We start from the raw sequence: 21263 nt of genomic DNA on the forward strand, positions 1-21263 counted from the left end.
CTGAAAGCATCTAAGCGTGAAGCCCCCTCCAAGATGAGACTTCCCACAGCGCAAGCTGGTAAGACCCCTCATAGACGATGAGGTTGATAGGTTCGGTGTGGAAGCGCGGTAACGCGTGGAGCTGACGAATACTAATCGGTCGAGGACTTATCCACACATGCTTAGCAATCATGCATATTCAGTTTTGAAGGAATAAATCCTTCAACGTTCCTCGGTAGCTCAGTTGGTAGAGCAATCGGCTGTTAACCGATCGGTCGGCGGTTCGAGTCCGTCCCGAGGAGCCATATATGCGGAGAGTTACCCAAGAGGCCGAAGGGGACGGTTTGCTAAACCGTTAGTATGCGCAAGCGTAGCGAGGGTTCGAATCCCTCACTCTCCGCCATATTTTTCAATCAAAAAGCTTTTATGGCGGTGTAGCTCAGCTGGTTAGAGCGTTCGGTTCATACCCGAAAGGTCGGGGGTTCGATTCCCTCCGCCGCTACCATCCTAAGCTGCGGTCGTGGTGGAATTGGCAGACACACCATCTTGAGGGGGTGGCGGGGCGACCCGTGCGAGTTCGAGTCTCGCCGACCGCACCATATTTAATACATGGCCCGTTGGTGAAGCGGTTTAACACAGCAGCCTTTCACGCTGTCATACAGGGGTTCGAATCCCCTACGGGTCACTTAATCACCTCACAAAGTGAAGTTGTTGCGTTATAGCAACACCGAACATTTTGCGGGGGGACCCAACAACTGGTTGGGTCCCGACAAAAGTCGGGGAGCATGGAGGCTTAGCTCAGCTGGGAGAGCATCTGCCTTACAAGCAGAGGGTCGGCGGTTCGATCCCGTCAGCCTCCACCATTTATAAATTAGCAGGACGGTCAGTTGAAAACGCCGCGTTTTGTGGTGATGCTGATGTGTGAGTCCTAATCGTCGCGGGATGGAGCAGCTCGGTAGCTCGTCGGGCTCATAACCCGAAGGTCGCAGGTTCAAATCCTGCTCCCGCAACCAAATTTTCCTTGATGGAATGGAAGTACTCTTGGGTGCAACCAAACATGGAGCTGTGGTGAAGTTGGAGTTCACGCCGGTCTGTCACACCGGAGGTCGCGGGTTCGAGTCCCGTCAGCTCCGCCATTTTTTGAATAAAAGAATGGCATAAGATAAAAATCATTATGGCTCGGTAGCTCAGTCGGTAGAGCAGAGGACTGAAAATCCTCGTGTCGGCGGTTCGATTCCGTCCCGAGCCACCATTAGTAACATATCTTGCCGGTATAGCTCAATTGGTAGAGCACCTGACTTGTAATCAGGGGGTTGTGGGTTCAAGTCCTATTGCCGGCACCACCATTGGGGTATAGCCAAGCGGTAAGGCAACGGACTTTGACTCCGTCATTCCTAGGTTCAAATCCTAGTACCCCAGCCATTTGCGAGCCATTAGCTCAGTTGGTAGAGCATCTGACTTTTAATCAGAGGGTCGAAGGTTCGAGTCCTTCATGGCTCACCAGTTTTTACAATCAAGAGTCGAGTAGCACGATAGAAATATCGATGCGCTTTTCTGTTTTATCTTGCGGGTGTGGCGGAATGGCAGACGCACCAGATTTAGGTTCTGGCGGGCAACCGTGGGGGTTCAAGTCCCTTCACCCGCACCATAGTAGTAAAACCCTTGAGAAATCAAGGCTTTTTTTATTTTTGAGAGAAGTTCGACTTGAAGAAAATCATCACCAAAAGGGGAGGTGGGGACGAATTGGGGACGAACTCTCAAATCGACTGTTTTTTGGGGTCGAACTGATCAAATTTGTCCGCGAGGTCCCGGCTCACTTTCTTGGTAACGTGTGCGTAGATGTCCGCTGTCGTTTGGTGCTGTTTGTGTCCCAGACGTTCCTGAATCGCTTTTAGTGAAGCTCCTTGGGCGATAAGAAGTGTTGCCGAACTGTGGCGTAGGTCATGGAATCGGATGTAGCGGAGCCCATGACGCTTGACAAACTTACTCCACCACTCAGAGGGGTAGGTGAAGTAAAGCGGCTTTCCGTAACCGGCGTGGAATACATATTCACGATCGCCACCCTCCCATCTGTCCCGAATTTTCATCTTTTCTTCACGCCACTGCAAATGGTATCGACGAAGTTCCTCCATATACCATCCCGGCATTTCCACAATTCTGTCCTCACCGTTTTTTGGGTCTTTTTCGTACACTTTGCCTTCTTGTGCGAGTGATATGCTCTTTTTGATATGGATCGCATTTTCGCTGAAAAGAACCTGTGGCCACTCCAGGGCAACCAATTCGCCGCGCCTGAATCCGCCAATAATGGCACCCAGGATAAGTAGCCTCCACATAACCGGCTCTTCGTACAATGCCTTAATGACTTCTTGTGCCTCATCTGCGTCATAGTACTGGGCTTTCTTCTTTTCTGCCTTCGGTTTCTTAATTTCCTCTATCGGATTTGATTTGATGAGCTTCCAGCTTTCCGCCTGGGCGAATATATTCCGCATCACCGCGTAAATGTATTGAATGGTACGCCCAGATAATGTTTCGCCACGGTTGTCTTTCCTTGAACCAGGCTTGGAGAGGCGATCCAAGAAGGTAACGATGTGCATGGGTTTTATTTCATCAAGTCTTTTATGTCCGAGCGCTGGTAGGATGTGATTATTAATGTGACCCATGTACTCTTTTAAGGTTTTTGGGGCAAGCTGCTTTTCGGCGTATTTTGATCGCCACTCTTCAATAAAAGTAGCAAGAGTCATCTTCTCTGGAGTAATATACTCGCCAGCCTCAACCTCCATTTTGAATTTAAGCCACTCACTTTCCAGATAGTCTCTAAGTTTCTTCGTTGTTTTCAACAACGCCTGATCTTCAACTTTGATGACTTTCCTTTCGCGCAAACGCTCACCATTAGGGCCATAGCCCAACTCAACGGTAAGACGCCATGAGTTAGCACCACGTTTTTCAATACTTGCCATGCTTAATCACCTCCATGGATTCATGTGCAGAAGCTCTTCAAGGTCTGACACTTGCAGCACCAGCTATTCTGCCTCCCAGTAATTTTGCTTGTTTTCCGTCGCGCGTCTACGGAGCTGATCGAGCCGAATCCCGAACTTCCCCGGTTTTTCTTCGTTCAAAGTCAAGTCCGCAAGAGCAACTGTGATTCCCATGCTGTCCGTACTAAAGTCTTCAGCACCTTGACGCTGGAAAGGGGCAGCAATCGGTATGTATGCCATGTCTTTATTCCAATCAAGTTCCCCTTTGCGAAAGTTGATGACATACCAGAGGGGAGCGAGTTCCCCCTCAAAATAATCGTAATAAACCGCAATTTTCATCGAATTACCACTCCTTGATCTCTTTCTAATTTTCGTTGGATAGCTGTAATGAAAAGTCGTTTCGTTTCATCGGACCAGTTTGCTGGATCTGCTTTGCTGTACATACTTTGGGCGTAAGAAGCAAGGCGTTGACTATATTCCTCCTGGTTAATGCGAGCCTTGATTTGATTGAATCGCCGGGTAGCAAGTGCAATCGTCACCTGAAACACATGCGCCAGATACAATGGAATATCTTTCTCGTAAACCGGCATATCCAACTCCTGCACCATGAAGAAGGGGATAGAGGCATACAGTTGAAATTGGGTCGCCTGAGTCTCCTGTAAGTCTCGAAAAGCCTTCGGAAGCATTTTCTGGTTCCCTACATGGCGGAGAGGGTGGCAAATCTCATGGAAGAACTCACTCCTTACGATAGGCTCACTCAAACGAGAATCAAGAATTATCATGAATTCGCTTGTGCCATCGTCTTCCCAGCGAGCATGCGATTTTGTTGGTAGATATGCGACTTCACCACCAAAAACCTCGGCAATCCGATGGACGTCGATATCTTCTGGTGTGCTGATGGAGTGAGCAAGATATTTTTCTGTGATCCATTCCTCAAGTGGCGTCATTTTGTAGAGCGTTAGATTCATAGATTACCCCTCCAAACAAAACGTATGTTCGTATATGTAGGTGAAAATAATAGCCCAAGTGGGCTGTTATTTATTTTTTTCTCTTTCCTTCGCTTTCCGTTCCTTCATCCGCCTGAATAACTCAAGGCTCTCCTTGAGATACTCTACTTCTTCTTCAGAAAGATCTTCTCCGCCAGTGATGAATGCAAGGCCTATGCGTGGATCGTTAACTTCTAAATGTTTCTCCTTATCAGGTGGAGAAGGATCATCTTTTCCAAACAAGATATAATCAGCTTTCGTCTCAAGTATGAGAGCTAATTTTGCAATATCATCATGGTCAAGCGGAGTGTATTCCCTTTCCCAGTTTGAGACTACTTGTGGGGAAACATTAACGCGTTTTGCCAACTGTTGCTGTGTCCATCCTTTTTGTTTGCGAAGTCTCTTAATTCTTTGGCCAACCGTTTCCACCACAATCACCTCCTAAGCAGATGATACCAGCAACTAACGTATTTAGGTAGTTTATTAACGAAATATGAGAATTTAATTTAGTATGAGGTTGACACTAACGAAAAGCGTTAGTATAATCAAACTAACGAAACGCGTTAGTAATTGAGTGGAGGTGATGGGATGGTACACATCAACGTAGAGCGTATTCGCAAAGCCAAAGGCGTAACTAAGACCTATCTGGCCAATAAATTGAATTTGTCGTTACAAGGATATCGTCATATCGCTTCCGGCGGAGTCCGATTGGATGCGGAAAGATTAAAGATCATCGCTGATGCATTGGATGTAGAGCCAGCAGTTTTTTTTGATAACAAACTAACGGAATCCGTTATTGAACGTTTAAACAATTTAAAACTGGCTTGAAAGGAGGGGAGCAGAATGAATCAAGGAACCATGACGCCTGCTGAATGTGCAAAATACATCGGTGTTCACCGTGACACTATCTACGCGATGGTTCGAAAAAAAGAGATTCCGTTTTTCCGAGTACGATCCAGGATTTTTTTCAGAACAGAAGCCATCGATGCCTGGATGCGTGAACAGGAACAGCGTAATTGCCAGGCTGCGGGTTGATACAAGCAAACAGAAAGGAGGTGCTCCTTTGGACTTTACCGATATCAACGGCCTGCACGAAACCACCAGCGCCAAGGAAGCGAACGAGTTACTTCAAGATGGATGGACGCTGTACGACATCGAGAAGAAAAACGGTCGCTATACCTTCTTGCTTGTGAAGGTGTAATCGAAGCATCAACCATCAACCATAGACACACAACTGCATAGAGCGCCGAAGAGCGGGAGCGTGCGATGATATGAGCCGCGCCGTAATACATTCCACCGATTCACCAGGTAAGGGTGAGCAAGGTCAGGTGGGGTCACTGCCAAGACTCGGCGTTGCATGCAGTTGTGTGATGAAAGTGAGGTGAAAACGAATGGCCGCAGAAATTCCGCAGCACTTGCTTCAAAGCCGTCACTGGCGTAGCTTGATTTACCTGTTTCAAAATCATCCCAAGCTTCAGGGATACTTCAACACCAAATACTTCGATCTGCATGCTGAAAGGGTAAAAGCACAAGCCCTCAAAAGAGAATCCAAGCCATGGTCGGACAGCGAGCGCTTCATGCTCGATTTGGCGCTGCATCTGTTTAACGACTCAAACAAAGTCGATCTGGGCGGCATGGATTACCTGGACCACAACAATACCAGATTGGCGCTTAAAGCAATCGAGCTGCGCTATTCATAAAAAGAAGACCCCCGACGAGGGGGAATCTGGGAAATGAGCTACTTTTATTATACATCGACAAGTGGGTCACACCAGTAAAGGAGATGCGAACACATGAGCGCAAAAAATCAATACGGCCCGCAACTGGGCCAAGCGCTCATGGAAGCAGGCATGACACAACTGAGTTTCAGCTTCGATGCACATGTAAGTCCTGAGTCCGTGAGTGCCTACAAAAACGGACGTGCAATCGCGCCGCCTGATGTCAAGTCAAAGTCGGTACTGGTAACGGACAACCCATATTTGGCGATCGCAGCGGCACACGAGTCAACAGCAGGAACCAGCCCGGTGATACTTGACGGCGATAACGTGGAACTCAACCGGCACACAGTCGTGGTGAAGACGGTTGAAGAAGTAGAGGAACTGCTTGCGGCAATAAAGCAAGTGAGGCCGATCCTCATCAAACCTCCGAAGTCATTAACCGCGGCAGAGCGGCAGCAAGTGGAGCATTTGATCCAAGAAACGCTCGATGTGGTTACGTCGACAACGAATATGGCTGCTGTTATATGCCGGGAAATGCGATTCTCATGGGTTTATCAGTGGGGGTTGCACAAATCAAAGTTGGTGAAGGAAGGCTTCATGAAAATGATGAAAGGGGCGGGGCGACATGAATAATCAGTACATGGTGTTTGATCAAGACCAGTTGCTCATTATCATCGGTGCACTGGTAAAAGAAAAAGTCAGGCTTGACCGTAGGGGAGATGTTTGGCAAGGCAGACGGGTGATTTCCACGGCAAATACACTGTTCGATATGTACTGCGGTAAGCCTGGTTATCTGGATGAAGAACAGCTTGAACACTCAGCTGTGGCATTGGAAAAGGCCATAGAGGAAGGCAGGGGACTGTCAGACAGCAAGGCGTCGCAGGCTTTATGGATCGCTTCGCGACTTCGAGAGATAAAGATGAAGCGGGAACTCAGCTTTTTTAAAGCTCCATATGTGATGGTGAAGGGCAGACGGAAAGCGGTTCTCTTGAAAGCGCGAGAAGTCGCAGCTTACCTGAAATACGAAAAAACCGCCCGCGGCGAACGGACGGCTTAAACAAACACTTAACGGAAGAATATCACAAATTTACACAGGAGGGCAAGCCATGAATTTGAGTGATCGGCTGAAAGCGAAAGGCATCGTATCAAATGAACTGCTCGGAGGTAAGTTTGACCGCATGGCTACGTATCGGACGGATGGCACATTGTTGATCGAAGCGACACCAGACTTTGCTGCAGGTAACTGGGTAGAAGCGCAGCAAGTCATCTTGCAGAACTGGGAAGAAATTTGCAGACTGCGTGATTTCTTGAACGGACTGACGCCCGTTGATGTCCCTCAGAAGAGGAAGGAGGAGCCGCATGATGAACGAGCCTCTGCTTGATTTCCCGGATCATGTGCAGCGGACCGAACCGATCCGCAAAAGAGAACTGGAGGCGTTGGCCTTCGACCAAGACGATGGGCCGCTGGAAGAACAACTGCGGGCTTTGATGATTGAGCTTGAAGACATCCAGGAAGAAACGCGTAGCATCTGGGAGTTTAGGAACGACTACCCGGTTGCAGACAGCTTGGCTGCTTTACAGGAACAGAAACGAAGGCTGACCAAGTGGGCAAACGGAAAATAGCAAACGCGGGCTTCGGCCCTGCGTGGAAGGCTCAGAGCCACATCCTTTCAAATTGAATGGAATTCGCACGATGAGCTGAGCCTTCCACGGAGGCTTGAAACCTCCAAATTACATAACGAGGCCAAGACGTGGCGTAGGCAAGGAACTACAACGGCTGCCGTAGAGGTTGGGACGGTGGCGGCCTCGTGACCATGAGAAAGGGGGCGATGCAGTGGGAGAAGTAGCAGATATGATGCTCTCCGGGTTGCTGTGCCAAGTTTGCGGCACCTACATGGACGACTTCGAAGAACCGGGGTATCCAAGAACTTGCGAAGATTGCGAAGAAGAACAGTAAAAGACCCAGCGTTGCAGCGCTGAGTCAAGGTCGATAATGTACGATTGGGAATCAAGTTAATCGTAGCTTATCAAGTGATTTAACACAAGAGGGAGTGGTTCTGTGGGAGCCTTGAAACTTGTCTCCACGGAAAACATGCCACATCACGAGTGGCTCCAGTGGCGTAAGAAAGGCATTGGTGGATCGGATGCTGGAGCGGTTGCCGGATTCAGCAAATATCGCTCTCCCGTTGTCGTCTGGCTTGAAAAGACCGGGAAGGCTGAAGCCTCACAGGAAGAGTCACAGGCGGCGCGCTTCGGGCGAAAGTTAGAACCCATTGTCGCTGATGAATTTGCTGAACGGACTGGATTAAAAATCGAGCCAATCTATGAAATGCTCGCACACGAAGATTACCCGTTCATGCTGGCAAACCTCGACAGATTGATCCATATGGACGGAGAGCTTGGAGTCTTGGAGTGTAAAACCGCTGACAAGTATCTTGCAGCTGAGTGGGACGAGGAGAAGATGCCGGACCATTACTATCTGCAAGTACAGCATTATCTCGCGGTGACCGGACTGAAATTTGCCTACATCGCGGTTCTGATTGGTGGGAACGACTTCCGGTACAAACGGATCGATAGAAACGACGAGGTAATCGCTCATCTAATCAAAATCGAATCAGACTTTTGGAACTTGGTTGAAGAGGATATTCCTCCGGCAGTGGATGGAACAGAATCTACAACAGAAATGATCAGGCAACTGTATCCAGAGTCCAACGGGCAAGAAATCATTTTACCAGAAGTAGCTATGGACTGGCTTGATCAGTACCACAAAGCAGCAGCCAAGGTCAAGGAATATGAACTGCTGAAAACGGAAGCTCAAAACAAGATTATGTACGCCATGCAAGATTATGCTATCGGCTGGATCGGTGAAAAGAAAGTTACTCGGTCTGTGATTGCTGAGAAGCAAATGAGCTATGTGAAAAAAGCACACACACGTCTTTACTTGCCCAGAACATAGGAGGTGAAGTGAATGGGAAATCCACAAGATATGGCAACCAAATTGGCCGGAAGGTCGGCTCAAGCAACACCAGCACTAAAGCCTGAACAGCAAATCTCTGCCTTGTTGAAAAGAATGGAGTCAGAAATCGCGCGAGCGATGCCGAAGCATTTGACTCCAGACAGGTTGGGTCGCATCGCTCTGACAGCCATTCGGCAGACGCCAAAACTTTTGCAATGCGACCAAATGAGTTTGCTGGCTGCTGTAATGCAGTCCGCCCAGCTTGGATTGGAGCCAAACACCCCTCTGGGTGAGGCGTATTTGATTCCATATCGGAACAAAAAGGAAGTGAATGGAAATGAAATATGGGTAGACGAGGCCCAATTCCAGATCGGCTACAAGGGCATAATCGCGCTCGCTCATCGCACTGGTGAATACCAAGCCATTTATGCACATGAAGTGTACAAAAACGACAAGTTTGAGTTTGCTTATGGTTTGGATAAGAATCTGACCCATGTACCAGCCGATGTGCCTGAAGGAGAGCCGACACATTATTACGCTGTATATAAGCTCAAAAACGGTGGCTTTGACTTTGTAGTGTGGTCGACCAAAAAGATCGATGCACACGCTAAACGATTCTCCAAAGCCTATGCAAAAGGCTGGAACACCCCTTGGAAGACTGACTTCCCGGCTATGGCAAAGAAAACAGTGCTGAAAGAGGTACTGAAATATGCTCCGAAGTCAGCTGAACTGGCAAAGGCTCTGATAATGGACGAGACAGTGAAACACGAGATTTCTGATGACATGTCATCAGTTCCATGGATCAATGTTGACGCTTATCCCGTTGAAATTGCGACGGAAAATAGCGATAGCCAGAAGCAAGGTGAGGAAGGGACCGACTTGTTTTCACAAGGATAGCGAGGGGGGCAGGGGATGGGCATAGCAGAGCAAGGAGCAGCGGGGTTTTTTGTCCTCCCCCGTTCATCCTGGCGATCGAAGAGGGACAAGCTGTTGTACTACGACTTGGTAGAACAGGCGAACTACAGAGATACGGCTGGATGTAAGCGGGGGCAGCTCATCACCTCTACTCTCCAGCTGTCGAAGGATACCGGATGGACGGAAAAACAAGTCAGAGGTTCGCTGGAGTATTTGAAGCAACAGGCTCTGATCACGATCGAAACCTTCAAGGACCGAAAAAAAGGGATGATCGTAACGATAACCGCCTATGAAAAGTTGCAGGATTTGTCCACCTACAGAAACCAAAAATTGGTTTTCAACAGTTTTCAAAAGGGCGAATTAAATGGCGAATTGAAGGGCGAATGCGAGGGCGAATTAGAAGTGCCAGAAAATGCAGTCGTACCAAAGGTTGAAGGCACATCAAAAGAGGGTGAGGGCGAATTGAAGGACGAATTAAAGGGCGAATTTGAGGGCGACTCCTTAACAGCAGTATTAACAACAGATAAACAACAAAAAGATTTAAAAGACTTACCCGAGCAGTTGGCACACATTGAGCATGTGGAGTCCTTTGTTGACTCGCAAATGCTCGCCAACCCGATTTCTAATTTGCCAAGAAAGCTCTTCGTGAAATATTTCAACACGATCCGTCTGAAGCGGGCAACCGGACGCATCGCGGTAGGAAAAGCAGCGAAGATATGGGACAAGCTGTTGACCTATTGGCAAAACAAGAAATTGGCTGACACGCCCGAGGGTCGAGCAGCCATCATCCTATACGCTCTGAGCCTGCACGTACTGCAGCATGACGACAAAGCGGAAGAATACACGTTTGGTATCATCCGGCGGACAACAGAGCATGAGGCTCGACAAAAGATGCTGAAAATCAGAAACCAGGGAGGTGCAGGCCGTGAAGTCGCTGCAACAGGTACTGACGGACGGGCAGAGTATCACCAGAAGCGCCGAAGCTTCTAAGCCGCCAGCTAGGCAGTGTCCCTACTGCAAAAGGATGTTGGAGCCGGTGCAAATCCAGTTGCTTGGTCAGGTGCGATGGGGTTCGGTAACCTGCACGTGTGAAACAAAGGCCAGAGAGGCCGAGGAAGAGGCAAAACGGAACCGGGACTGGTTGACCCTTTGCCATGAGTTTACGAGCCGGGACAAGCTGATCACGAAAGCGGCTCTTGCTCGTGAAACTGAACGAGCCGGAAGCGCAAATGCCATGAAGATCGCTTACAACTTTGTTGATACATACACCGAGTGGCAACGTGAAAAACCGGGGCTTGGCCTTTACTTCAACGGCGCCAACGGCCTGGGCAAGACTTACATCCTATCAGGCATATACAAATCGTTGATGAGCAAGAACGTATCGGCTGTCTTCATGACCACATACCACATGTTCCAGCGATTCCGTGAAGTTGGCAAGGTGGATGACTACGAGTATGAAAAACGGCTTCTGAAAGTGCTGTACGGTTGCGATGTACTGCTTCTCGATGATGTTGGCGGCGAAGTGCCGTACGACTCGCGAGCGGAGAAACTACTGGACGTAATCAATGCCCGCAGCCAGAAAAGGCCAATCATCTACTCTAGCAACTTCACCACAGAGGGACTTGAACAGTGGATGGGGAGCCAAGGCGCACGGATCGCAGACCGCATCTTGGAGAACTCCATCACCATCACGTTGCATGGTGAGAGCCTGCGAGGTGCCATCAATGACAGACATCATGACTGGCTTGCAGGAAGGGTGAAGGGACTTGGATAACACGGTGGTGCAAACGGAAAGCCTCAGCCATGTGCTGGTGAACCACCAGGCCGAACAGAGCGTGATCGGTACGATGATCTTGGACGAAACCTACTTCCCGTTGGTTTACTCCATGTGCTCGCCAGATGACATGTACTCGCCGCAGCACAGACAGATTTTCCACGCGATGGTCGATCTGAAACAATCCGGCAAGCCAATCGATCTTGTATCTGTGACAACTCACTTACAGGACCTGAAGCAGCTCGATGATGTGGGCGGGGTAGGCTACCTCACTGAATTAGCCAGCGCCGTACCTACAGCAGCGAACGCGGAGTATTACGCGCAGGTTGTACGTGAGAAGTCCAACCTGCGGAAACTGTATCTCACTGCGATGAGGTTGCCCCGCCTGATCGAAGAAGAAGTTAACCTGGTCGTAGCGGTAGAGTGCTTGGAAAAGGCGCTGCAAGAGGTCGCTGTAAGCTCTACAAACAGGGGGTTCCGCTCAACGAAGGATGTGTTGCTGGATGTCTACGACACGATCGAACGAAACGCCAATAACGGCGCTAGAGAAGTAACTGGGCTTCCGACGGGCTTCAAGGACTTGGATCGCATTACGCGCGGGTTTCAAAGATCAGACTTGATTATACTTGCGGCCCGACCGTCTGTTGGAAAAACGGCTTTTGCTCAAAACGTTGCGCAGCGCGCCGCTGAGATAACCAACGAACCAATCGCGATCTTTTCGCTCGAAATGAGTGCGGCTCAGTTGGTGCAGCGCATGATTAGCTCTGAGGGTCATATCGAGGCCGACAGGCTGAGGTCAGGCCAATTAGAGGCGGATGACTGGGAGAAGCTCACAGAGGCCATTGGAAACCTCTCAAAGCTGCCTATTTACATCGACGACACCCCTGGTATCACGATCACAGAGATCAAAGCGAAAGCCATGAGGCTGATGAATGAACAGGGGGGAAGGCTTGGAGCCATCCTAATCGACTACCTGCAGTTGGTTCGCTTGAGAGCCAAAACGCATAACCGACAAGAAGAGGTATCCGAGGTGTCACGGTCCTTGAAGGCACTCGCCCGTGAGCTGAATGTTCCCGTGATCGCCTTGTCCCAGTTGAGCCGTGGTGTAGAGCAACGGCAGGACAAGCGACCGATGATGTCCGACATCCGCGAGTCCGGTTCGATTGAGCAGGACGCCGATATCGTAGCGTTCCTGTACCGCGATGACTACTACGACAAGGAAACAGAAAACAAAAACATCGTTGAAGTCATCATCGCCAAGCAGCGAAACGGATCAACCGGAACGGTGGAGCTGGCGTTCCTCAAAGAATTTAACAAATTTGCCGACTTGGATCGACGCTTTAAAAACGAGCAACTCTCCATCCAGGTTGTTGCTGATGATGTCCAGGAAGAGAAGCCATGGTGGACGAAGTGAGTGAGCTTGCTGGCAGCGTGCCCGTGAAAGTGCCGATTCCCCGCAGGCTGTTGCTGATCGAGGACGAAGCAGAGCGGTCAACAGCCATGAGGCAATGGTGGGTGGCTTATGCCAGTCGTTATCCAGACTACAAGGCTGAACGGAAAGACAGCCAGTTCGTTTACATGCTGAAACGCTAGGAAAGCGAGGGTAGCAAACGTGAAACAGGGAAAACGGCCAACGAATAGGCAGAAAGATGTAATGACAGCAAAGAAGCTGAATCCGGCAAACTGGCTCGTTGAGCGCGATAGCATGACGGAGCTCGTCCTGATCCATCGGTACACCGGGACGAAAAAGACCATCAAGAAAGGGGCATAGTCATGAAACGCAGAGTCCGAACCACCAAGCAGGAAACTGACAAGCCAAAAACGCCAAAATACAACAACAAGATCACGTATGTAGATGGCATCAAGTTCGATTCCAAAGCCGAGTCAGAATACTACGTGGTTCTCAAAGAGAAATTAGCGGCTGGCGAAATTCGGGACATGAAGCTTCAACCAGTCTACGTTCTTCAGGATAAGTGCTCACGGAATGGTAAGAACCTTCAAGCTATTACGTATAAGGCGGACTTTGAAGTGCTGCACCTGGACGGATCGCTGGAGGTCATTGACATCAAGGGTGAAGAAACAGAAGCTTTCAAAATCAAGGCGAAGATGTTCATGTACAAGTATCCAGACCTGAAACTCACTTTGCTGAAGAAGGTCATGAAATACGGCGGTTGGATCACTACTGACGAGTATAAAGAGAAAAAACGCGATGAGAAAAAAGCTATTTAAACCAATTAAACCAAGGGAGAGTGTGGGAAATGAGCTACATGGAGTTTAAACCACTGGTAAAGAAAGTGAACTTGAAACCAAAGGGTATCGTGGAAATCGTACTGGAGACAAGCATTACCGATCTCCAAGGAAAAATCGATCCTTTGAGCAGTATGATTGATCGGCGGGCCGAAGCTTCCTTGGATTCCCTTGTCGTGAACTATAATGTCGCAATTAATACCAAAACGAATAAACCAGTTGTAAACTACAAGGTTGATGATTCGGGGGTCGTTCACGAAGTGAAGCCAGAAGGCGAGCAAATCGAAGCGGAATTGGGGCTGCCAAAAGAAAAAATTCTGACTAAGGAAGAGCAAGAAGAGGCAGAACGTTCCGTTATTGATGATTTTATCCGCGAAGGATTTGCCCCCCAGTTTGATGACCTGCCTTACGACTTCCAGAGCATCATTTCACGCAAGCTGTCAGGTGAGACGTATATGAAAATCGCTTCTGAACTTGATATGTCGAGCGGAAAAATCGTGGAGCTTGTTGACGAGTACCGCAGTCGTGTAGCTCCTATGGCCCTGAAATGGGATGAGTGGAGAAAAGGCAAGGATAAGCCAAAGGCTGCCAATGAGAAAAAAGAGGACAAGCCCGCAGAACAGGCAGATGCTAATACCGAAAACAAAAATTCTGATAGTCCTGATGACGTTGCTGCTAGCAAAGCCGACCAAGGAGAGACTGAGGGAAGCACTCATGATCCAGAACAGCAAGGCCAAGATGCATCCGGGGTTAGCGAGAATGACGCCGACGACCATGGTGCTGAAAAACAGGAAGATGCTGCCGCAGCAATCGACAAAGAAACACTGGAAGCATTCATCCTGAGCGGACAGGCCCCAGTTTTTGAAGAAATCGAATATGATTTTCCCGCCTTGCTCGCCCGAAGAAAAGCGGGTGAAACATGGTTGAAGATTGCACCGACGATTGGTACATCATCCACCAAACTGCAAGCAGCATGGAGCAGATACAAGAAACTCGTAACCGATCATATGGCGAAGCAAAACGGCGGTGAGCCCGGGGCAGCGTAAAGCTGCTCCTCTCCACCAGAAAGGCGGGATCATATGACAGCCGTTAAGCCAGCACCCGATCACCCTTGGAGACGAGGATTCCCTAAAACTGCCGATCAAAAGAGAATCAATCAAACTATCGTAAACGCGAAAGTGAACAACTGGAAAGTGGGCGGTGCCGTGCCGCCCTGGAACGGGAGGAAGTAGTTACTCGGGATAACGCAGCCCGTGCCCGTCGAACAGCTCCCGAACGCTGTTGTAGACTCGCACATGCAGGTCTGGAAACACAAAAGCAACGTGTCCGGCGGCCAGGTTCAGCTTGTCGGAGGGTTGCTCAATAGAAAACGGTATCTCCATCGTCTGGAGTGCTTTTTTCAGGCAACTGGCTTCTGACCATTCTACCGAATAATAAAACGACTTTTCCACGATATCACGCCTCCTTTTCTGATAGAGTAGCACACCCGTTTGAGACAAAAAAACAGGCATCACTCCACGGAGGGATGAGTATGAATTTTGTCGAGCCAATCAGGGACATGCAGAAATTGGACGAGCTTAAATCACTGTTGAAAAAGCGGTCTGAGCGAGACTATTTCTTGGTGGTACTGGGCATCAACACCGGGTTACGAATATCTGATCTGCTGCGCTTGAAGGTTTCGGACGTGAAAGGTAAGAGTCATATCATCTTGGTTGAAAAGAAGACGGGCAAGCGAAAAAGGTTTCTCATCAACGACAGCTTGCGGAAAGAGGTCGATCAATACATCGACGACAAGAAAGGTGACGAGTATCTGTTCGTCTCAACGAAAAGGCCGCAGCCGATCACTCGGGTCCGAGCCTATCAGATCATCAACGGAGCTGCGAAGAAGATAGGACTGAGCGAGATTGGTACCCATACACTTCGTAAGACGTTTGGCTACCATTTCTATCAGCGCACAAAAGACATCGCCACACTCCAGATGATATTCAATCACTCGCACCCGTCGATCACTCTGCGATACATCGGCATCACTCAAGACCTGATCGACGAGGCGGTAGATGGCTTTAGCTTGTAGGGTACAAACGCTCAATTGAGAGAAGAGGCGATAATCATGCGTGAATGGTTTGGCGACATCCTGTTCCTGATAGGTGGGCGCCTCCTAGTTTGGTCGGCAAAGTTGAACGGACATGACAGAATGGCTGTTGAGTTGAAAGAAACAATCAAAGAGGGCTGGGTATCACGAAAGGTAGCCCGGTGGCATCGTTAACACAACAATCGTTTTGATAAATGGGAGGGGGATGTGACATGAAATATGCAATCAAAGTGGGCGAAATGGTGATGGCAACATACGATTCACCAATGGATGCTTACGAAGCTGCGATATGTGCCTATGAAGAAACGGAAGTGTTTCATGAAGTTGTTGCGATAGCTGATTAACAAAACATTACTTTTGTATCTATGGAGGGACGACATTGAAAAAGTCTGAAATCGCATGCGGAAAATCGTATTCGAACGGCCATCCAGAAGGCAGCCAATACCGGACGGTTCGGAAGGTACTGGCGATTTACACCGATCACTACGTTTACACAGGTCGTGAGGAGCGCCTGGTTCGGTACTTGTGCACAGAAGGACGCGTAGATGTACGTGATCGTGAATATGAGATTACCTTGCAGGCATTTGCAACCTGGGCGAAGGCGGTTGTAGAGGAGGCAAAGCCATGAAAGCACTCACCATCCACCAGCCTTGGGCGACACTGATCGCTCTCGGGGAAAAACGATTTGAAACACGAGGCTGGGCCACAAAGTACCGTGGCCCCATCGCCATCCACGCTGCTAAGAAAGTGGACAAGGCAGTGTGCCAGAAGGAGCCTTTTCGCAGCGTGCTGGCAAACCACGGATACACGGCGGACAACCTGCCAACAGGCGCGGTGGTGGCGACAGCCAACCTTAAAGAGTGCCTGCGGATCGTTACCCCGGGCACAGGCCAGGTAGCAGCTTACCGGGACGCGGACGACGCCATGATACCGATTGACGGACACTGAGGAAGGTTTGCTTGGCAGATGACGGATGTAAAGGAGATCAATCCGGTGCCAGTAAAAGGGCATCAGGGACTTTGGAATTGGGGAGGGGAACGGGATGCAAGCAGGACGGGAGATCAAGTTTCGGGCGTGGGATAACGTTAAAGATCAAATGTATTACCTAGGAGAAGAGGACTCGGTTGTATTCACTTTCAACAGTGTGGGTATTGTAGCCACCGACATTACAGAGAACGAGGAAGAATTTAAGACGCTTCACCATCTCCAGTACATGCAATTCACCGGCCTCCGCGACAAGAACGACCGTGAGATTTACGAGGGGGATATCCTGGGAAAAACGTCCGAAACAAGCGGGCTGTCATATCGCTACACCGTTGAATGGGACTCCGAAAATGCGCGCTTTATGGCAAGAGGAAAACATTTTCAGGAACTGGTGTCTGACTCGTTGGAACGCTGTTGTGAAGTCATCGGGAATGTATGGGAGGACGGTGGATTACTTAATGACCGTGAAACATCAAAAGCCGATTAGTTTCATCAACACTTGTAATTGTATTGTTGATGAAAGCGAACTGGAAAAAGCTATTTTATGGTATTCAGAAAAACCTGTCTTAGGAACAAAAAAGATTTTCATTCATGGTGAATACCCTGCCGTTTCGATACACAAAGAAAAAATCCACGTTCATAGACTCTTAATGATGTATTGGATGAGAAGGAAGCTTTCATCTAACGAGTATGTGCATCATTTGAATCACGAAAAGCTTTGTGCGTTACAATCGAATTTGTCGGTGATGATCGGACCAGGGCATCAAAGTTTGCATAACAAAGGGAAGAAGTTTTCTTCCGAGCATCGGCGAAAGATTTCCGAAGCAAACAGGGCGCGTTCCGGAAAGGTGAAGCTTAAGAAAAGGCGAAAAATCCCAATAAACGAACTGAAAACACTGCTATCAGAAGGAAAATCTATTAACTTTATTGCGAAACACTTCGGTGTTGATTGGACAACTATAAAACAAAGAATTAACGAGAACCCTGAGTTGCTGGAGGTGTCCGAGTAATGGAGGCAGGACGTGAGCTTGATGTGAAAGTGGCCGAGGCGTTGGGGTGGCAAGTCGTTTACTACAATGGCATACCGAATGTTTGGGTAGGCGGCACCGATAACAGCAGTGGGGAGAATAAGGGACTGCTCCCCCAGTTCTCAACCACCTGGGGCAGCATGGGCGTGCTGGTGGAGGAAGCGAAGAAGCAAGGTATCTACCTCGAATACTCGCACTCTCTGAATGGCGGGTATTATGGCGGCGCATACAGCTTTGACGATGGCGAATATCAGATGGACTACTCTACAGAGCAAGCTTTGCCGACAGCGCCGCACGCTGTAGCACTGGTGTACCTTATGGCAAGAGGAGTGATAAGCCATGCGTGACGCAGAAAAAGACATGCAGGTGTGCGAGGCAGCTACAGATGGACCATGGCATACACAAACGGATGGTAGATACTCGCTGGCTATTGTCAGCATTCCAGAGCAAGAAGTGATTTGCTTCACAGATAGCTTTGGTGCTGGCGTGCATGATGGACGGCTTATCGCAGAAGCCCGCACCGCGCTGCCGTACTGGATTCGAAGAGCTGATGCGGCAGAGGCGGAGGTTGTAAGGTTGAAAAAGAGCTTGCACTTCCTCATGACAGCAGTAAAAGCAGGTTACAGAGCAGGTTACATCGATGGTGACGGCTTTGGTGATGAGCTGATGGAAGAGATAAAGAAGATCACTGTTTAACATAAGAGAAAATGAAAAAACCGCCTATTTTTTAAATTTAGGCGGCAGGATGTGACAATATGGACGTCACAAACTTTCTACAAATCAATTTTATCACGTTTTGGTAATTGGTCCAGCATCGTGTTTTTAAATTTTACAAAAAATTTCTAGAGTTGAGAGAAAAAAATAACCACGTTCTAAAATAGAAATCGTGGTTAAAGGTAATCAATTTCGCTTGGCTCTCCAACAAAGATAAACTAAAGCGAAACAAGCAATTGTTCCAATTAAAGCTATGTCTGTAATTTCAGGTGAGAAGTGGATTTCAGGCACAGCAATACCTCCTAAAAAGATAGCCCCCAACCGGGAGCCTGATAATTTTCCTTCGACAAGAAAATTATAACATGGGCTTGCCGCGAGGGGGAATCGAGGAATGAGCGCACAAATACAAGAGCAGCTGTCTTTTCTGCAACCAGTAAATGAGACGGAAGTCAGAAAAGCAGTTGCGAAAGAACTGAAGGAGTACAAAGCCCTCCGCGTTGCTGTGAAAAATAAACAGGAGCTACAGGAGAAGGGCATAAGTCAGTTGTTTCCACGACTACAGCAGACAGAAACGATAAGCGAGCTGAAAGCCGGCCAAATAGAGCGGGCACTGCAATACTCGCTGGATGAAGTGGAACGGCGGATCATCGAAGAAAAGTACCTCAGCACGACGCGGGTGAAGGATATCAATGTTTACCTGGAGCTGGGCCTGACCAAAGACCAATACTATTTAAAAAAGAAAGAGGCGATTTTTCAAATTGCCACGGCACTCGGTATGATCTGAGTGCCTTTTTTATGCATAAAACTGTCGACAAAATCCCGACAAAAAACGGGATAAAACCCGGACAAAATCAGGGATATTTTGCTGGACGTTTTTACCAACGAGGATCGGTAATCTTGAGTCAAGGGCAAGCAAAAACGCCCCTTGGGAGATACCGGATTCCTCCCTTATCAAAACGGTACTCGGGGCGAAACGTAGGGATGATGATAGCTGTAGTCGACCAGGCAGAGCAGCAGGAGTCCTATATGCGCGCATGACGGTAAGAGCATGCACACTTACTTTTTGGTGAGTGTCAGGTGCGGCGGACGCTACGGAGGAACAAGGTTTTTGTATTAAACCTTGTAGATTGTGTTCGTCGCGATCACGTATCACTTGACTCCCTTCTGCCTGGGTGAACGCTGAGAGCGACAATATACATCTGGGAAATACCGGACAGGGGATTACATGCGAGACCTACGGCTCCGGCCCCTCGCCCCTTGTCCAGTACCTCTCATATTCGATACGCCGATCCTCCCCAAGAGTGCAGTGGACGTGTCATTAACGGCAAGTAAGGGGCAAACTTGCTGGTTCGGGCTTGCAGGCCCATCTGCACCACCTCCTACAGTCTGTGACCGCAACAGGCATAAGGATTGGCTCGCGGCGGCGGCCCCTGCCGAAAGAAGTGCGGCTGTAGTCACACAAAGTTTGAAATTTATGGTAGGATTGGTTGTGAAAAAGGGAGGAGGATTTTTAATGGCAAGCGATATTACCTATCAGTGCTCGATACACAAGCTTTGGTTAGATGAAGTAATTGTTCTTGAGAATATTTTTCCTGACATTAACAAAGTGGAGATTTCTATTGAAGAAAACCAGAACTCAAAAATTAACAAAATGTTTATCAGGTTCTATATGCAAAATGTTAAAAATTTGGTTGAAGCAGAAACACTGTTAAAACAACCTTTAAATTACATTGTGGACCTTATTTCGTTTAAATTTAATACAAGCATTGGAAATCCGTATTTGATAAATGCAAACATTCCAGGACAAGCGATTGGTATTTCTCAAATTAATGCTTCATTGACAGTTAAAAGGTCTCTTACAGAAAAACAGATTCAAGAGTTTAAAAATGAATTAACTTCTAAAATCGTTGAAAGTAGTTACCTGCCACTTTTTAAAGCCGCAATGCAGAATACTGAGCCAGTTTCAAGGTTTATGTTTCTCTATAGTATTTTGTCGCTTGCATTAGAGGATCTCAACCAGAAAGACACAGTAAGTCAACAAGAAATTGATTCCTTTATTAAGCAGTCAGCCTATTGGGATTCGAAAAAAGATAGACCAACTGCCAATCCAAGAAAAAATGGAGCAATGGAAACAATTTATACGTGGTTGCGAAATCAGGTTGGTCATACCAAGAACAATTCAGATTTAACTGAAGTAACGGCTGAAATTGAAAGTGAAGTTGAAAATCTTTGTGAGATTGTAAAGCTAGCTATCAGAGCGATTCCCTAAGCACCCGCGCGGTGCTTTTTTTCATGGAGGTGGGCGAGATGTAGTGAGACAATTTGTTGACCCAAATACCGGAGAAGTTTTCTTTGAGGAGCAAATCCTCCGGCGCTCTGATGAGATCGTCAAGGTTTTCCGTCCAGCTGGACGCAGCGCAAAATTCGTGAAGATCAAAGCCAGCCAGAAGGCAAAGCGACGGCTCAGGAAGCTGTCACTCGCTGAGGCTGGCTTTTTGTTGAAGATCGCTCCTTATGCCAGCGAGGGAACAAATCTCCTGCTGGGAGACAATGAACGCGGGCAAAAGGGGACGCCACTTACAGTCAAAGACCTTGCCCGCATAGCTGACTGCTCTTATCCTACGGCCAGGAAGGTCGTGAAGACGCTTATTGAGCTACACGTCTTACGCCGGACTGATTTGGATGGCCGGGCAGCACTGGCAATTAATCCACTATATTCCCTCAACGGGAAGACAGCAGAAGCGTGGCTCCTGCAGCTCTTCAAACAGGAGATCACGGAGGCAGGCGAAGACCCGAACTTGGACTAGGGGGTCGCCAGAAGCTAACAGCGTATGAAACCTTGTGGCTCTAAGGACGAACACGCTTTTTTGCGGTGAAAAGATACATATACTTTTT

The 21263-nt window shown here is 48.3% G+C and carries 33 protein-coding genes, 13 tRNA genes, 1 rRNA gene and 1 pseudogene; 43 read left to right on the plus strand and 5 right to left on the minus strand.

Annotated features, from left to right (window positions below; genetic code table 11):
• The 14 genes from M2298_RS18990 to M2298_RS19055 form a co-directional block, all read left to right on the plus strand.
• Positions 1-155: ribosomal RNA gene (locus M2298_RS18990) — 23S ribosomal RNA — on the plus strand; the annotation flags it as partial.
• Positions 156-208: 53 nt separating this feature from the next.
• A tRNA-Asn gene (locus tag M2298_RS18995) sits at positions 209-284 on the plus strand.
• A gap of 7 nt (positions 285-291) precedes the next feature.
• Positions 292-382, plus strand: a tRNA-Ser gene (locus M2298_RS19000).
• A gap of 25 nt (positions 383-407) precedes the next feature.
• Positions 408-484, plus strand: a tRNA-Met gene (locus tag M2298_RS19005).
• 9 nt (positions 485-493) lie between these two features.
• Positions 494-578: transfer RNA gene (locus M2298_RS19010), tRNA-Leu, on the plus strand.
• A 12-nt stretch (positions 579-590) separates the two neighbouring features.
• Positions 591-664, plus strand: a tRNA-Glu gene (locus M2298_RS19015).
• Positions 665-766: 102 nt separating this feature from the next.
• Positions 767-842 (plus strand) — tRNA-Val (locus tag M2298_RS19020).
• Between the two features lie 73 nt (positions 843-915).
• A tRNA-Met gene (locus M2298_RS19025) sits at positions 916-992 on the plus strand.
• Positions 993-1038: 46 nt separating this feature from the next.
• Positions 1039-1115 (plus strand) — tRNA-Asp (locus M2298_RS19030).
• Between the two features lie 40 nt (positions 1116-1155).
• Positions 1156-1231: transfer RNA gene (locus tag M2298_RS19035), tRNA-Phe, on the plus strand.
• Positions 1232-1246: 15 nt separating this feature from the next.
• Positions 1247-1322: transfer RNA gene (locus M2298_RS19040), tRNA-Thr, on the plus strand.
• A 4-nt stretch (positions 1323-1326) separates the two neighbouring features.
• Positions 1327-1401 (plus strand) — tRNA-Gln (locus tag M2298_RS19045).
• Between the two features lie 5 nt (positions 1402-1406).
• Positions 1407-1482 (plus strand) — tRNA-Lys (locus tag M2298_RS19050).
• A gap of 63 nt (positions 1483-1545) precedes the next feature.
• A tRNA-Leu gene (locus M2298_RS19055) sits at positions 1546-1627 on the plus strand.
• A gap of 109 nt (positions 1628-1736) precedes the next feature.
• Here the strand turns inward: M2298_RS19055 and M2298_RS19060 are convergent.
• From M2298_RS19060 to M2298_RS19075, 4 genes are all read right to left on the minus strand, one after another.
• Complete coding sequence (locus tag M2298_RS19060; protein WP_280648906.1) at positions 1737-2936, minus strand: tyrosine-type recombinase/integrase; 1200 nt, start codon at positions 2934-2936, stop codon at positions 1737-1739.
• 63 nt (positions 2937-2999) lie between these two features.
• Complete coding sequence (locus tag M2298_RS19065) at positions 3000-3293, minus strand: hypothetical protein (protein WP_280648907.1); 294 nt, start codon at positions 3291-3293, stop codon at positions 3000-3002.
• On the minus strand, positions 3290-3922 hold the full coding sequence (locus M2298_RS19070; protein WP_280648908.1) for an ImmA/IrrE family metallo-endopeptidase: 633 nt from the start codon (positions 3920-3922) through the stop codon (positions 3290-3292). The genes M2298_RS19065 and M2298_RS19070 overlap by 4 nt, the downstream gene beginning before the upstream one ends.
• A gap of 66 nt (positions 3923-3988) precedes the next feature.
• The gene (locus M2298_RS19075; RefSeq protein ID WP_280648909.1) at positions 3989-4369 is read right to left on the minus strand and encodes a helix-turn-helix domain-containing protein; all 381 of its coding nucleotides are present in this window, start codon (positions 4367-4369) and stop codon (positions 3989-3991) included.
• Between the two features lie 159 nt (positions 4370-4528).
• Here M2298_RS19075 and M2298_RS19080 point away from each other — a divergent pair, with 159 nt between their 5' ends.
• From M2298_RS19080 to M2298_RS19160, 18 genes are all read left to right on the plus strand, one after another.
• Entirely contained in the window at positions 4529-4768 is a 240-nt protein-coding gene (locus M2298_RS19080) for a helix-turn-helix domain-containing protein (RefSeq protein WP_280648910.1), read from the plus strand.
• A gap of 15 nt (positions 4769-4783) precedes the next feature.
• Complete coding sequence (locus M2298_RS19085; RefSeq protein WP_280648911.1) at positions 4784-4975, plus strand: helix-turn-helix domain-containing protein; 192 nt, start codon at positions 4784-4786, stop codon at positions 4973-4975.
• 28 nt (positions 4976-5003) lie between these two features.
• Complete coding sequence (locus tag M2298_RS19090) at positions 5004-5141, plus strand: hypothetical protein (RefSeq protein WP_280648912.1); 138 nt, start codon at positions 5004-5006, stop codon at positions 5139-5141.
• A 190-nt stretch (positions 5142-5331) separates the two neighbouring features.
• A complete protein-coding gene (locus M2298_RS19095) occupies positions 5332-5640 on the plus strand; it encodes a hypothetical protein (RefSeq protein WP_280648913.1) in 309 nt (102 codons plus the stop codon).
• Between the two features lie 93 nt (positions 5641-5733).
• Entirely contained in the window at positions 5734-6291 is a 558-nt protein-coding gene (locus M2298_RS19100; protein WP_280648914.1) for an XRE family transcriptional regulator, read from the plus strand.
• A complete protein-coding gene (locus tag M2298_RS19105; RefSeq protein ID WP_280648915.1) occupies positions 6284-6715 on the plus strand; it encodes a hypothetical protein in 432 nt (143 codons plus the stop codon). Before M2298_RS19100 ends, M2298_RS19105 begins: the two co-directional genes overlap by 8 nt.
• Positions 6716-6764: 49 nt before the next feature.
• On the plus strand, positions 6765-7040 hold the full coding sequence (locus M2298_RS19110) for a hypothetical protein (protein ID WP_280648916.1): 276 nt from the start codon (positions 6765-6767) through the stop codon (positions 7038-7040).
• Entirely contained in the window at positions 7018-7281 is a 264-nt protein-coding gene (locus tag M2298_RS19115) for a hypothetical protein (protein ID WP_280648917.1), read from the plus strand. Before M2298_RS19110 ends, M2298_RS19115 begins: the two co-directional genes overlap by 23 nt.
• A gap of 211 nt (positions 7282-7492) precedes the next feature.
• Positions 7493-7615 carry a hypothetical protein gene (locus tag M2298_RS19120; protein WP_280648918.1) on the plus strand — a complete coding sequence of 41 codons (123 nt, stop codon included), beginning with the start codon at positions 7493-7495 and terminating at the stop codon, positions 7613-7615.
• A gap of 102 nt (positions 7616-7717) precedes the next feature.
• Positions 7718-8614 carry a YqaJ viral recombinase family nuclease gene (locus M2298_RS19125; protein WP_280648919.1) on the plus strand — a complete coding sequence of 299 codons (897 nt, stop codon included), beginning with the start codon at positions 7718-7720 and terminating at the stop codon, positions 8612-8614.
• 12 nt (positions 8615-8626) lie between these two features.
• Positions 8627-9511: a recombinase RecT gene (locus M2298_RS19130; protein ID WP_280648920.1), complete on the plus strand. Its 885-nt coding sequence runs from the start codon at positions 8627-8629 to the stop codon at positions 9509-9511.
• A gap of 15 nt (positions 9512-9526) precedes the next feature.
• A complete protein-coding gene (locus M2298_RS19135; protein WP_280648921.1) occupies positions 9527-10519 on the plus strand; it encodes a hypothetical protein in 993 nt (330 codons plus the stop codon).
• A gap of 46 nt (positions 10520-10565) precedes the next feature.
• The gene (locus M2298_RS19140) at positions 10566-11303 is read left to right on the plus strand and encodes an ATP-binding protein (RefSeq protein WP_280648922.1); all 738 of its coding nucleotides are present in this window, start codon (positions 10566-10568) and stop codon (positions 11301-11303) included.
• The gene (gene dnaB / locus M2298_RS19145; protein WP_280648923.1) at positions 11296-12717 is read left to right on the plus strand and encodes a replicative DNA helicase; all 1422 of its coding nucleotides are present in this window, start codon (positions 11296-11298) and stop codon (positions 12715-12717) included. The genes M2298_RS19140 and dnaB overlap by 8 nt, the downstream gene beginning before the upstream one ends.
• The gene (locus M2298_RS19150; protein WP_280648924.1) at positions 12702-12896 is read left to right on the plus strand and encodes a hypothetical protein; all 195 of its coding nucleotides are present in this window, start codon (positions 12702-12704) and stop codon (positions 12894-12896) included. The genes dnaB and M2298_RS19150 overlap by 16 nt, the downstream gene beginning before the upstream one ends.
• Positions 12897-12915: 19 nt before the next feature.
• A complete protein-coding gene (locus tag M2298_RS28295) occupies positions 12916-13074 on the plus strand; it encodes a DUF6906 family protein (RefSeq protein WP_481752857.1) in 159 nt (52 codons plus the stop codon).
• Positions 13075-13076: 2 nt separating this feature from the next.
• Positions 13077-13532 carry a DUF1064 domain-containing protein gene (locus M2298_RS19155; protein ID WP_280648925.1) on the plus strand — a complete coding sequence of 152 codons (456 nt, stop codon included), beginning with the start codon at positions 13077-13079 and terminating at the stop codon, positions 13530-13532.
• Between the two features lie 29 nt (positions 13533-13561).
• Positions 13562-14596 (plus strand): hypothetical protein, encoded by a 1035-nt coding sequence (locus M2298_RS19160; RefSeq protein WP_280648926.1) that lies wholly within the window; start codon positions 13562-13564, stop codon positions 14594-14596.
• Between the two features lie 186 nt (positions 14597-14782).
• Here M2298_RS19160 and M2298_RS19165 read toward each other — a convergent pair whose 3' ends face one another.
• Positions 14783-15001, minus strand: a complete 219-nt coding sequence (locus M2298_RS19165; protein ID WP_280648927.1) for a hypothetical protein — start codon at positions 14999-15001, stop codon at positions 14783-14785.
• 80 nt (positions 15002-15081) lie between these two features.
• Here M2298_RS19165 and M2298_RS19170 point away from each other — a divergent pair, with 80 nt between their 5' ends.
• The 11 genes and pseudogenes from M2298_RS19170 to M2298_RS19220 all read left to right on the plus strand — a co-directional run bounded on the left by M2298_RS19170 (position 15082) and on the right by M2298_RS19220 (position 21175).
• Positions 15082-15624, plus strand: a complete 543-nt coding sequence (locus M2298_RS19170) for a site-specific integrase (protein WP_280648928.1) — start codon at positions 15082-15084, stop codon at positions 15622-15624.
• 230 nt (positions 15625-15854) lie between these two features.
• Complete coding sequence (locus tag M2298_RS19175; protein ID WP_280648929.1) at positions 15855-15986, plus strand: hypothetical protein; 132 nt, start codon at positions 15855-15857, stop codon at positions 15984-15986.
• 35 nt (positions 15987-16021) lie between these two features.
• Positions 16022-16270, plus strand: a complete 249-nt coding sequence (locus M2298_RS19180; protein ID WP_280648930.1) for a hypothetical protein — start codon at positions 16022-16024, stop codon at positions 16268-16270.
• Positions 16267-16725, plus strand: a pseudogene (locus M2298_RS19185) (ASCH domain-containing protein). Before M2298_RS19180 ends, M2298_RS19185 begins: the two are co-directional and overlap by 4 nt.
• Positions 16685-17113 (plus strand): YopX family protein, encoded by a 429-nt coding sequence (locus M2298_RS19190; protein ID WP_280648931.1) that lies wholly within the window; start codon positions 16685-16687, stop codon positions 17111-17113. Before M2298_RS19185 ends, M2298_RS19190 begins: the two are co-directional and overlap by 41 nt.
• Positions 17085-17636 carry a hypothetical protein gene (locus M2298_RS19195; protein ID WP_280648932.1) on the plus strand — a complete coding sequence of 184 codons (552 nt, stop codon included), beginning with the start codon at positions 17085-17087 and terminating at the stop codon, positions 17634-17636. Before M2298_RS19190 ends, M2298_RS19195 begins: the two co-directional genes overlap by 29 nt.
• On the plus strand, positions 17636-18001 hold the full coding sequence (locus M2298_RS19200; RefSeq protein ID WP_280648933.1) for a hypothetical protein: 366 nt from the start codon (positions 17636-17638) through the stop codon (positions 17999-18001). The genes M2298_RS19195 and M2298_RS19200 overlap by 1 nt, the downstream gene beginning before the upstream one ends.
• On the plus strand, positions 17994-18350 hold the full coding sequence (locus M2298_RS19205) for a hypothetical protein (RefSeq protein WP_280648934.1): 357 nt from the start codon (positions 17994-17996) through the stop codon (positions 18348-18350). Before M2298_RS19200 ends, M2298_RS19205 begins: the two co-directional genes overlap by 8 nt.
• A gap of 409 nt (positions 18351-18759) precedes the next feature.
• Positions 18760-19152, plus strand: coding sequence for an ArpU family phage packaging/lysis transcriptional regulator (locus M2298_RS19210; protein ID WP_280648935.1), 393 nt, complete (start codon positions 18760-18762; stop codon positions 19150-19152).
• A 528-nt stretch (positions 19153-19680) separates the two neighbouring features.
• Positions 19681-20637, plus strand: a complete 957-nt coding sequence (gene mauJ, locus M2298_RS19215; RefSeq protein ID WP_280648936.1) for a methylamine utilization protein MauJ — start codon at positions 19681-19683, stop codon at positions 20635-20637.
• A 43-nt stretch (positions 20638-20680) separates the two neighbouring features.
• Positions 20681-21175 carry a hypothetical protein gene (locus M2298_RS19220; protein ID WP_280648937.1) on the plus strand — a complete coding sequence of 165 codons (495 nt, stop codon included), beginning with the start codon at positions 20681-20683 and terminating at the stop codon, positions 21173-21175.
• The last annotated feature ends 88 nt before the right edge of the window (positions 21176-21263 follow it).

The organism is Brevibacillus sp. 1238, assembly GCF_029892995.1.
Lineage (GTDB): Bacteria > Bacillota > Bacilli > Brevibacillales > Brevibacillaceae > Brevibacillus > Brevibacillus parabrevis.